11 protein-coding genes are annotated in these 11,301 nt (G+C 60.1%); 3 read left to right on the forward strand and 8 right to left on the reverse strand.

Annotated features, from left to right (window positions below; all coding sequences use genetic code 11):
* Positions 1-80 precede the first annotated feature (80 nt).
* Together H6973_20070 and H6973_20075 are read right to left on the reverse strand one after the other, a co-directional pair.
* Positions 81-800, reverse strand: a complete 720-nt coding sequence (locus H6973_20070) for an IS982 family transposase (GenBank protein ID MCP5127816.1) — start codon at positions 798-800, stop codon at positions 81-83.
* A 120-nt stretch (positions 801-920) separates the two neighbouring features.
* Positions 921-1,094 (reverse strand): hypothetical protein, encoded by a 174-nt coding sequence (locus H6973_20075; GenBank protein MCP5127817.1) that lies wholly within the window; start codon positions 1,092-1,094, stop codon positions 921-923.
* Between the two features lie 57 nt (positions 1,095-1,151).
* Between H6973_20075 and H6973_20080 the strand changes: the two genes are divergently transcribed.
* Both H6973_20080 and H6973_20085 read left to right on the forward strand, forming a co-directional pair.
* Positions 1,152-2,012: a helix-turn-helix domain-containing protein gene (locus tag H6973_20080; protein ID MCP5127818.1), complete on the forward strand. Its 861-nt coding sequence runs from the start codon at positions 1,152-1,154 to the stop codon at positions 2,010-2,012.
* A gap of 368 nt (positions 2,013-2,380) precedes the next feature.
* Positions 2,381-2,557, forward strand: a complete 177-nt coding sequence (locus tag H6973_20085) for a hypothetical protein (GenBank protein ID MCP5127819.1) — start codon at positions 2,381-2,383, stop codon at positions 2,555-2,557.
* A 123-nt stretch (positions 2,558-2,680) separates the two neighbouring features.
* Here the strand turns inward: H6973_20085 and H6973_20090 are convergent, their stop codons facing one another.
* Together H6973_20090 and H6973_20095 are read right to left on the reverse strand one after the other, a co-directional pair.
* On the reverse strand, positions 2,681-3,436 hold the full coding sequence (locus H6973_20090; protein MCP5127820.1) for an ATP-binding protein: 756 nt from the start codon (positions 3,434-3,436) through the stop codon (positions 2,681-2,683).
* A 16-nt stretch (positions 3,437-3,452) separates the two neighbouring features.
* On the reverse strand, positions 3,453-4,982 hold the full coding sequence (locus tag H6973_20095; protein MCP5127821.1) for an IS21 family transposase: 1,530 nt from the start codon (positions 4,980-4,982) through the stop codon (positions 3,453-3,455).
* A gap of 450 nt (positions 4,983-5,432) precedes the next feature.
* Here H6973_20095 and H6973_20100 point away from each other — a divergent pair, with 450 nt between their 5' ends.
* The gene (locus tag H6973_20100; GenBank protein MCP5127822.1) at positions 5,433-6,200 is read left to right on the forward strand and encodes a hypothetical protein; all 768 of its coding nucleotides are present in this window, start codon (positions 5,433-5,435) and stop codon (positions 6,198-6,200) included.
* 160 nt (positions 6,201-6,360) lie between these two features.
* On the opposite strand, the gene H6973_20105 is transcribed toward H6973_20100, so the two are convergent.
* The 4 genes from H6973_20105 to H6973_20120 all read right to left on the reverse strand — a co-directional run.
* The gene (locus H6973_20105) at positions 6,361-6,882 is read right to left on the reverse strand and encodes a chromate transporter (GenBank protein ID MCP5127823.1); all 522 of its coding nucleotides are present in this window, start codon (positions 6,880-6,882) and stop codon (positions 6,361-6,363) included.
* Positions 6,879-7,436 carry a chromate transporter gene (locus H6973_20110; GenBank protein ID MCP5127824.1) on the reverse strand — a complete coding sequence of 186 codons (558 nt, stop codon included), beginning with the start codon at positions 7,434-7,436 and terminating at the stop codon, positions 6,879-6,881. The genes H6973_20105 and H6973_20110 overlap by 4 nt, the downstream gene beginning before the upstream one ends.
* 30 nt (positions 7,437-7,466) lie before the next feature.
* Positions 7,467-10,601 (reverse strand): multidrug efflux RND transporter permease subunit, encoded by a 3,135-nt coding sequence (locus tag H6973_20115; GenBank protein ID MCP5127825.1) that lies wholly within the window; start codon positions 10,599-10,601, stop codon positions 7,467-7,469.
* Positions 10,602-10,608: 7 nt separating this feature from the next.
* Positions 10,609-11,301, reverse strand: a 693-nt coding sequence (locus H6973_20120; GenBank protein ID MCP5127826.1) for an efflux RND transporter periplasmic adaptor subunit, incomplete at its 5' end; no start/stop codon positions are given.

An 11,301-nucleotide genomic window follows, 5' to 3' on the forward strand; every position in this document is an offset into this window, starting at 1 on the left:
CATGATTTACATGTACAAGAGTGTCAACTCGATGAATTGTGGAGTTTTGTGCATACCAAACAAGACGCGATGTTCGACTTTCAGGCGATCAGGCCCTCAAACTGGAGGTCTGACCGACCGACTTGTCGGTTCATGAAAATACCCAAGGTGTGCGCTAAGACTTTTCGGGCGATCCGACTCGTCAAGTGCCACACATCCCGCGCCCGGATTTTCTCAAAATGGAATGGCTCGGTGAGCTGACCGATGACCGTTTCCACGAGGCGGCGGGTTCTCGTAAGCTGCTGGACAGCCCACGGGGGACGCGGATCGATCATGTTGGCCCGCAAGGGGGTTTGCAAGTCAATCCCGGTCGTGGCCAGTTCCGTCTGAAGAAAGGCGCTCAGGTAACCTTTGTCGCCGATCACCCAACCCTGAACACCTTCGGTCAAATCCCACAACGCCTCGCGTTCATCACCCGTAGCGGGCGTCACCGTCCACGCCGTGATGACGCCATGGATCGTGACCATCAGATGACCGTGAAGCCCGTAATAGTACTGCTTCTTTGCCGCACAATAGCTAAAATCCGCCACCGCAGGAAATAACCGACAGTGCGGGGCACGGGTCAACACACAGAGGGGCAGAGGGCAACCATCCACCAAGCGAATCGGGTCCGTCGCCGCCCCCAACTCGATCAGCAGCTGCTGATGAAGCCGCTGCTTGATCACCCACAGATTCGCCGCCTGCTGGGCAAACGTCGTCCGCGATCCGAGTTCCGGGAACCACGACGGCCAATGACGACCGAAGTACTTCCAGATGCCCACATCCGTATCCAGCCCTAAGAATGCGAATTAAGAGCTTCATCCTCAACTCGTTGAAAACCCGATTTCTGGATTTTCGTCAGCAATTCGATGAGTAACGTAACATATTTATATTTAAGGATATTAGTTAGCTCTTAATTCGCATAAGAACTCGCCGACGACTTCCATCGTGATCACTTCACTATCATTCAGCTTGGGGGCGAAGCCTCGCGAGCGTAAGCAGTGATCCCCGAGCAGGGCATTCAGGTGTTCGTCTACCCAACAAAACACCGTGATGATAAAGTCTTCGAGCGGCATGGCGGTCTCTCCGTGCGGTTGAGGCGGTTGGTTCCTCTCAGCTTAGCTCACATCGCCATGCCGCATCCGCCTGCTCTCATCTCCCCTCGGAAAAGTCGAACATCGCGTAAACAAGCGAATCTGCCGGGCACCAAAAGTTATCATGAAACGTATGGCGATGCGTGGGTCTGGCTCGCTTTTGCGCCGGAATGGCGGTTGGTATTGGCGTTTGTGATCGGCAAACGGACCCAAACTTATGCGGATCAATTGCTGGCACGCGTTCGACAAGTGACTGATCTACATATCCCTTTTTTTACCAGTGATCAATGGCCCGAGTATGAAAAAGCGCTGTTGATGACCTATGGGGAATGGTATCAACCGGTGCGTCGCGGTTCGCGAGGTCCTCAGCCCAAACCCCGGCGCCGACCGCTGCCCGAGATGCAGTATGCCCAAGTCATCAAAATCCGCCAGCAGGGTCGGGTCGTGAAAGTGAAGACCCATGTGGTGTTTGGCGATACCCAGACCGTGGCGGCCTACGTGCAAACTTCCCCCGTTAGCGGGGGGATCAATACCAGTTTTGTGGAGCGCGATAACCTGACCCAACGACAAAGCAACCAGCGTCTGACTCGGCGTACGATCAGATTTTCTAAAAATCTCAAATGGTTTGAGAAACAATTATGGGTTTCATTAGCCTACTATCATTTGGTGTTACCCCACCGCAGCTTGCGACAACCGCTCGTATCGCCCGAACCGACGCGCGGACACGGAACCCTGCGTCGATGGTCCCCCGGTACGCCCGCGATGGCGGCTGGCATGACCGATCATGTCTGGACCACCGCAGAATTGTTATCCTATCGTGTCCCCGCTGAAGTCATCGATCAACTACCGAAACTCGAACAGGTGTTTCCCGACTTCGCCCAGATTCACCACAGCAGTTGAGGGACACTACCTAAATGCAAATAAACGATCTTTTCCAGTGATCGATAAATCTCGAAATTGTCGCACATAAGTTTGGTTAACAACTTGAGTCGGCCTCGGAGGCGCTACCGCTGCCTGTCCGGACCCAGCAGTTTGGGCCGGTCAAAATGAGCAGGTGAGCGGCTCACCGTGAGCGATGTACCTCGTTCAGGGTGTGGACCCGATCGACGCCGCCGCACCGCCGCTGCAGGCCACCCTCGGGATCTCCCGCTCTCTCTTGAGAAGAATCATGAAGTTGCCGTTAAATACCGAGCGTTTCTCTAGGTTTTGGCAAGGAATATGCTGTTCGGTATCCTCGACTGAGAACAAGCAACCCAGGAGACGCTGCGATGTTGATCGAACAACTATATTGGAAAACCCTTTGGATCTGTGCGGTTCTCGCGGTGGAATCGAGCATTCGTTATCAGGAGTCCAGCGCGCAGGAATATGCGGCTTTTCAACGCTGCCGGGCCAAGAGGGCGAAGGCCCAGTTTATTACCTACGCGCGTACAAATCCGACCCGGTAGGCCCAGCACTGCGTATTTCACTGATGCCGGCCATCCATTTCACGGGATGACGGCCGGCGAGTTCAGTCGAAGGCGGCAGCGTATTTCACTCGGTCGGAGCGCAGCGACGCAGTGGATGAGTGTTTACTGTTCCGTGATGGAGTTCGTCAAGGGGGTTTTACGTTTTCGTAAGGATTCTCCGGTCAGGTTGAGGGTGTAGGCGTTATGGACGAGCCGATCGAGGAGGGCATCAGCCAGAGTGGGTTCGTCCAGATAGGCGTGCCAGCTTGCCACGGGCAACTGGCTGGTCACGAGGGTGGATTGACGGTGATGCCGGTCATCGAGGATTTCCAGAAGATCACGGCGGCCCTCGCTGGTGAGCGGTGTTAAGCCCCAGTCATCGATGACCAACACGTGTGCTTTAGCGTACTCGCGTAGCAGCTTGGGATAGCGGCCATCGGCGCGGGCCAACGCCAGTTCAGGGAGCAAGCGGGGCAAACGGACATAGCGCGCGGTATAGCCCAGACGACACGCATGCTGAGCCAAGGCACAAGCAATCCATGTTTTCCCCACGCCGGTGGGGCCGGTAATCAGGCAGTTGAGATGCTCCACAAGCCAGCGTTCACCGAGCAGATGCTGGATGAGGGTTTTATCCAGGCCCCGGGGATGTTGGTAATCCAGGTCTTCCCGGCAGGCTTGCTGGGGCAAACGGGCTTGCTGTAAGCGGTACTGGAGGCGACGATTCGCGCGTTCGGTCAGTTCGCGATCAACCAGGAGACTCAAGCGATCCGTAAAGCTGAGCTGATCGCTATCGGGCATCTGGAGTTGCTCGTGCAAGGCCTGACGCATGCCGCTGAGTTTCAAGGTGTGCAGTTGATCGAGAAGGGGTTGTTTCAGCATGGCGGAGGCTCCTGGGTTATTGGTAATAGCGTGCGCCGCGCACGTTCGCGTGGGTCGCGGTCGAAGGGATGGGCGGTGGCGAAGTCCCCGCATCCGGGAGGCGTTGCTGGTCCAGGCCATGCTTGAGAATCGACTCGATGCTCTTGTAACTCAGTCCCCCAATGGCTAACGCGCGCTGACAGGCGGCCTCCAAGCGGTCGGCGCCATAGGCTTTGCCCAGACGCAAGATGCCCAAGCACGAGCGGTAGCCCTGCTGAGGATGGGGCCGCGTGGCCAGGATACGTTCCACTAGAGTCGCCGTGTGGGGGCCGGTCTGGTGAGCCCAGCGCACTAACCGTTCGGGCGTCCATTCGGCGTACTCCCGATGGGCTTTGGGCATGTGGGCGGTTACGGTGGTATGGCGACCAGGCTGCGGATGGCGGCGATGACAAGCCACCCGCTGACGTTGATGGAAGACCTCGACCGTGGTGGCGGTCAGGCGCACCTCCACTTCCTGGCGCACCAGGAGGTAGGGGACCGAATAGTAATGGCGCTCGATGTCAATGTGATAGTCAATGTTGACGCGCGCTTTTTTCCATTGCGCGAACACGTAGGGTTCGGCCGGTAAGGGACGCAACGCCGGTTGTTCCAGCGTTGCAAACCAATGCTGACGGGAACCGGGGAGTTTTTTGAAGGCGCGCTGATTGAGGGCGTCGCGCAGTTCGCGGATGACCGTGTTGAGTTCGTCGAGACTGAACAGAGTCCGATGGCGCAAGCGGGCCAGAATCCAGCGTTCCACCACGAGCACGCCACTTTCCGCTTTGGCTTTATCACGCGGTTTTCGGACACGCGCGGGGATCACCGCGACGCCATAATGGGCGGCTAACTCCAGATAACTGGGGTTGAGGTCGGGCTCATAGCGGTGCGGCGTCTGGACGCCGGTTTTCAAATTATCTGGAACCACAATTTCCGGGACACCGCCGAAAAATGCAAAGGCCCGGACATGCGCCATGAGCCAGTCATCCAGTCCTTGGGTCCAGGTCGCCTCCACATAGGTGTAATTGCTGGCGCCCAGCACCGCAACAAACACTTGGGCCTGGCGGAGTTCACCCGTGATGCGGTCCACGATGGGCACGGTGGGACCGGCGTAGTCCACAAACACCTTCTCACCGGCCCGATGGGTCTGGCGCATCACCACATCGGTATGCGCCACCCAAGCCCGATACTGCTGGCAGAACCAGGTGTATTGATAGCCCTGGGGATGCGTGGCTTTGTACTCTTCCCACAAGAGCCACAAGGTGACGCCGGGGCGGCGTAATTCCTGGTGGACGGTGGCCCAATCCGGTTTTCCGCGATCCGCAGACCCAGCGGCGGGGCGCGGCGGAAACAACCGTCGTTCCAATTCATCGGCCATCATGCCCTTGGGCAGGGGCCAACCCAGGCCCGCTCGTCGGGCGCGTTGCAGATACTCTCCGACCGTGCTACGGCCGATCCCGCAACTCCGGGCAATTTGTGGTTGGCTATGGCCCGCCGCCTGCAAACGAAGCACTTCTTGAATCTTGCGCATGGATAACCTCTCAGTCGGCATGAGTTCCTCCTCGGAAAAAAAGGAACCAGCCTACAAGTTGTTAACCTGCGTCGCTGCTCATTGGCGAAACAACCCGCCGCCTTCCGTGTAATGGCCTGCCGCCTTCCGTGAAACGACCTGCCGTCATCCCGTGAAACGACCTGCCGTCATCCCGTGAAACGACCTGCCGTCATCCCGTGAAATACGCACAGCACTCCTCAAACTTGCTAGGAGAACCTTGCTCATGCATCCCTATATTACTTTTTGTCTGATCACCCGTGAGGCGCATCGCGCCAATGCACGTCTCATGCAGGTCCGTGGGAGGGGAGCCTTCCGGGCGCGGACGCTATCTTGGTCCCGAGAGATGCGTTTCCTGCAAAGAAAGCTCTTGTAAAGTGGGTTGATTTAGCGCAAGCATAAAAAATTTCGTCTTTCTCAATGGAGAGCACCATGACCAATCCGACTGTGAAATTCTGGATTTCGGCGTTTATCCCCAAGACGGTGAAGGGCTATACCCAGGTTATTCCCAAAGGTGTGCACGCGGGAAAAACGGCCGTACCCTTGCCAGGCGTTGCCCGGACCTGGCCAGGCAACTGGGGTAAAGATTGGGATGCCGGCTACCTGACGGACCAGCGAGGTTTCAGTAGCTTACAAAGCGCCAGCCATCGCATGCAGTCTTCCGCGGTTGTGGATCTCGTCACCAAACGCCTGATCCATTCCGCGCACACGACCTCCGGAACCACAGAGGTGAACCTCGTCACCGGTAAACAAACAGGGTTCAAAAACGCGGATATGTCGCGGTGCTCGCTGGAACAGAAGGCGCCGGTATTCCGGGGTCCGCCGCCTTTTGGCGGTGTGGGCGCACATCTGCGCGCCACTCAGGGTGGGACGACGTTTCCCGGTCAAATCCGGCCGGATCCACCCGCCACCGGCCCGGCGGTATTGAGTCTCGTCGCCAAAGCGGGCGATCCCTTAGTCGGCATGGCGGCTGATATTGACTTCGTTGGGATCTTTACGGTGTCACCCACCGGGGCGAACGGTAAATTCAGCGTCTCGTTTGAGGGGAAAATTGACGATTTTCCTGCCTATGAATGTTATGTGACCTTCAATGGCGTCACCAAGAAACTGTTTACCAACTCGCCGCCGCCCGGGAACACGGTGGTCGATCTGCTGGGCTTTGCCAAGAGACCTGTTTCGGGTTCAATGTCGTTTCCCTGAAGGTCAATGACGCCAAAATGGCGGTGGGATCCGCCCTGGGCCGGAAGCTCCTGGGGTATGCTTTCTGAAATGGCCCAAGAGGCCAGATGAAATGCAAGGTGGCTTCCTATACCTTGCTTGTTGATAGCCTCACATTTCAGAATTCCCTGGTCAATCAGGATTAAAGTCCCCCACTCAGTCCGATCACGGCCCCGGCGGCCATCAGCCACAGCGGATGCAACGCCGGGTAGCGTAGATTCAGCACGACGGTAACCAGCACAATGACCCAAGCACCCCCGTGAAAATCGGCGGCTTGCGCAATAAGGGTGGCCCCGGACAAGACTAGACCAACGGCCAACGGCGCGACGCCCAAACGGATCGCTTGTTGCCAGCGTTGACCGGAATAACGCTCCCAATGGTTCACCAGCCCGTAAATCAGCACGCTCATCGGTAGACACAGGCCCAGCGTAGCCGCCAGAGCGCCCCCCAAACCGGCCACTTCCCAACCGATAAGCGTGGCCACCAGCACATTCGGCCCCGGCGCGGCCTGCGCGATGGCATAGAGATGCGTGAAGGTCGTATCGTCCAACCAGTGATGATGGTCGACCGTGACGCGATGCAGTTCCGGCAGCAACGCGGTTGCGCCGCCAAAAGCTACGAAGGACAGCCCGGCAAACTCAAGAAATAACGTGATGAGAATCATTTGCGTCCGAGCGTCCAGTACGCGAGGCCGCTGGACACCAGCAGACCGGTGGCCATCACCCCAGGCAGGGGCCAGTGCAGCAGGGCAATAGCGCTCACCGTGAACACGGTGAACGGCCAGAACACCTGTTTCTGCGGAATCGCCCGCGCCATGCGCCAGGCCATGGCGAACAATAAACCGCATCCGACCGCTGCCAAACCGCGCAACAGGTTTTGCACCGGAGGCCACGCGCCGTAATGGTCATACAGCCGGGCCAGCACCAACACGATCAGCACCGGACCCGCAAGCAGCCCCAGCGGCGCGACCAGCGCGCCCCATAGTCCCTGATAACGTTTGCCCACGATCACCGCTAAATTGACCACGTTCGGACCCGGCAGAAACTGGCACAGGCCGAGCTGCGCATTAAATTCTTCGGCGGTCATCCAGCGGCGCTTTTCGACCAACAGACGCCGGGCGAACGGCAAGACTCCGCCAAAACCCGATAGACCGACTGACGAAAAGCCCCAAAACAGCGCCGTCAAGGTGGGGGCCGGTTCGGTTGCGGAAGGCGGAATGTTGTGCTGTGCCGTGCTCACGGGAATACACTACTGGCGTGTGGAAAATCCGTTGATGGCTGCCCGATCCATCTTGTCCCCGAGCAGGCGCCGCACCACGACGAAGAAGACCGGCACGAACAGCACGCCAAGCACGGTCGCGCCCAGCATGCCGCCCATGACGCCGGTGCCGATGGCGTGCCGGCTGTTGGCGCCTGCGCCGGTGGAAATGGCCAGTGGCGTCACGCCGAGAATGAAGGCGATGGAGGTCATCAGAATGGGCCGGAAGCGTAACCGGCAGGCTTCCAGGGTCGACTCGATCAGGCCACGGCCAGCCTGGCGCAAGGTGTTGGCGAATTCGATGATCAGAATGGCGTTCTTGGCCGACAGGCCGATGACCGCGATGAGTCCGACCTTGAAATAGACGTCGTTCTCCAGGCCTCGCAGCCAGGTAAGGCCCAGGGCGCCAAGCACGCCCAGCGGCACCACCAGCATAACCGCCACCGGGATCGACCAACTCTCGTAAAGCGCAGCTAGGGCCAGAAACACCACCAGCAGCGACAGGGCGAACAGCATCGGGGCCTGCTGGCCCGAGATGATCTCCTGCAACGAGGCGCCGGCCCATTCGTAGCCGATCCCTGCCGGCGTGTCCTTCTCTACGATGTCCCGCATGGCGACCACGGCTTCGCCGGAGCTGTGTCCCGGGGCGGCGCCGCCGTTGATCTGGATCGCCTCGTAGCCGTTAAAGTGGTCGATGGCCGGGGCCGCAAGGCTCCAATCGGCCTTGACGATGCTGCTCAGGGGAACCATGTCGTCGATGCCGCCCTTGCTGCTGGGGATGTAGTAATAACTCAGATCCTCGGGGCGACTGCGGAATGGGGCTTCGGCTTGTAGCAGAACCTTGAGAACCCGCCCCTCGTAGTTGAAGTCGTTCGCGTAGACCGGGGCCAGCATCAGCTGGATGGCGGCGTAAATGTCCGACAGGGATAACCCCATGGCCTGGGCCTGAATCCGGTCGACGCCCAGATGCAGTTGGGGTGCGTCCTCCAACTGGTTCGGACGAACCCCGGACAGGACTGGGTCCCGGGCCGCCGCGCCCAGCAGGGCGTCGCGCGCTTCCATGAGTTTGGCATGACCGAGTCCGGCGCGGTCCTCGAGACGAAAGTCGAAGCCGCCAAAGCGCCCCAAGCCGCGCACGGTCGGCATGTTCACCACGAAAATTCGAGCCCCCTCGATGGCCTGCAGGGCACCGTTGGCCTGCCTGATGAACGCCTGGATCTGTTGGCTCGGGGCGGTCCTTTGACCCCAGTCCTTGAGACGGATGAAGCCCAAACCGACGTTCTCGCCTTGGCCTACGAAGCTGAATCCGGCGACGTCCAGCACTTTCTCGACCGCCGGATTCCGCTTCAGGATCGATTCCATCTCCCGCAGCACCTGGCCGGTACGCTCCATGTTGGCCCCCGGCGGCAATTGGATGATCGCGAAGGCGTAGCCTTGATCCTCCTCAGGCAGGAAGCTGGTAGGCAAGCGCATAAACAGAAATCCGGCAAGAGCGGTGAGGGCAAGGAAGGCGACCATCCAGCGTGGGGTGTGGCGCACTGCCTGGGTGACTCGGGCCAGGTAGGTGCGCGAGAGCCAAAGGTAAAAGCGGTTGAATGCGCGCAGGAACCTGTTGTGCTCCGCCTCCGGTGGCTTGAGCAGGCTCGCGCACAGGGCCGGCGTGAAGCTCAGGGCCATGAGGGCGGAGATCCCCATGGAGATGGCGATGGTCAGGGCAAACTGGCGGTAGATGACACCCACGCTGCCGCTCACCAGCGCCATGGGGATGAAGACCGCCGCTAGCACCAGGGTCATGGCGATGACCGCCCCGGTGATCTGGTCCATGGCCTTGCGCGCCGCTTCCTTCGGAGGGAGACTCTCTTCGGTCATGATCCGTTCGACGTTTTCCACCACCACGATGGCGTCGTCCACCACCAGCCCGATGGCCAGCACCAGGCCAAACAGGCTCAGCACGTTGATCGAGAATCCGAACAGGTACATGCCGGCAAAGGCTCCGGTCAGCGCCACCGGCACTACTAGGGTCGGGATCAGGGTTGCCCTCAGGTTTTGCAGGAACAGCAGGATGACCAGGAACACCAGCACCACCGCCTCGAATAGGGTGTAGACCACCTCCTCGATGGAGATGCGGATGAACTGGGTGCTGTCGTAGGGCGTGATCCAGGTAACGCTCGCCGGGAAATAGCGCTGCAACTCGTCCATCTTAGCGCGAACCGCATCGGCCACCTGCAGGGCGTTCGCCTCGGGGGCGAGCTGGATCGCGAAACCGGCGATCGGCTCTCCCTCCAAGTGCACATCGTGTCCGTAGGCTTCGGCACCCAAGCCGATGCGGGCTACGTCCTTCAGGCGTACATTGCTCCCATCGGAATTGGCCCGCAGGATGATGTCGCCGAACTCCTCGGCAGTAGTGAATCGGGTCGCGGCGCTGACCGATGCGGTAAAACCCTGCCCCGGTACGCTGGGCTCCGCGCCGATGGCTCCGGTGGCGATTTGTATGTTCTGCTCGCGCACGGCCTTGAGGGCGTCCGCAGCGCTCAGGGCATGGCCGTGCAACTGGTCTGGCCGAAGCCAGATTCGCATCGCGTAGCCCGAGCCGAACTGAGTTGCCCCGCCCACGCCGGGCAAGCGCCGGATCGGGTCCAGCACTTGCGCCGCGATCAGATTGTTCAGGGCATAACTATCGATGGCCGGATCGGACGATTGCAGGGCGACGACCATCAGGAAGTCGTTATTGGCCTTGGCGACGATGATGCCGTTTCTCACCACCTCCTCGGGCAGGCGGGGCGAGGCGACGCTCAGACGGTTCTGCACCTGCACGGCGGCGATGTCCGGATCGGTGCCGTTCAGAAAGGTCAGGGTGATCTGCACCGAGCCATTGGAGCGGGAAGTGGAATCGAAGTAAATCAGGTTGTCCACCCCCGTGAGCTGCTGCTCGATCACCGAGGTCACGGTTTTCTCGACCACCTCCGCGCTCGCTCCTGGGTAACTCGCGCTGATGCTGACCTGGGGCGGTGCGATGGGAGGATAGGCGGAGACGGGCAGATTGAGCAGAGCAATCGTTCCCGCCAAGGTGATGAGAATGGCCAGCACCCAGGCAAAGACAGGCCGGTCGATGAAGAAACGTGGCATGACTACCTCAGGACTTGGCCGGGGCCGTGGGAGCGGTGTCGGCTGCCGCCTCGGCCTTCACCTCGGCGCCCGGCTTGACCTTCTGAAGCCCGAGGACGATGACCTGGTCGCCGTCCGCGAGCGCGCCGGTGAGGATCCAATCCTCGCGCGTCATACCGTGAGTCTCGACGCGCCGTTGCTCGACCTTGCCGGCGGCGTTCACGATCAACACAAAGGCGCCGCTTGAGTCCCGCTGTACAGCCGCCTGGGGGATCAGGAAGGCGCGGTCGATCCGGCCTGCTGTCAGCCGCAGGGTGACGAACATGCCCGGCAACAGGTGCCTCGTGGGGTTGGGCGCCACGGCCCGCAGCGAGACCGCTCCCGTGGCCGGATCCACGTCCTTGCCCGAGAAGTCGATGGTGCCCGTATGGGGATACGGGGCGCCGTCGGGCAGCACGATCTCCACCTTGGGCTCGGGCCGCGAGTCCACCCCTTGCCCGAGCGAGTTCCCGGTATCCTCGAGCCGTGCCAGCTCCGCCACCGACTGGCTGAAGTTCACGTAGATCGGATCGATCCGCTCGACGGTCGTGAGAGGGGTTGCCTCGTTCAGACCGACCAGCGCTCCTTCGGTGACCAGTGCGCGACCGGCGCGACCGGCGATAGGAGCCGTGACCGTGGCGTAGGAGAGATTCAGCTTGGCGCTCTCGACATTGGCCAGCGC

Source organism: Gammaproteobacteria bacterium (assembly GCA_024235095.1).
Classification (GTDB): domain Bacteria; phylum Pseudomonadota; class Gammaproteobacteria; order Competibacterales; family Competibacteraceae; genus UBA2383.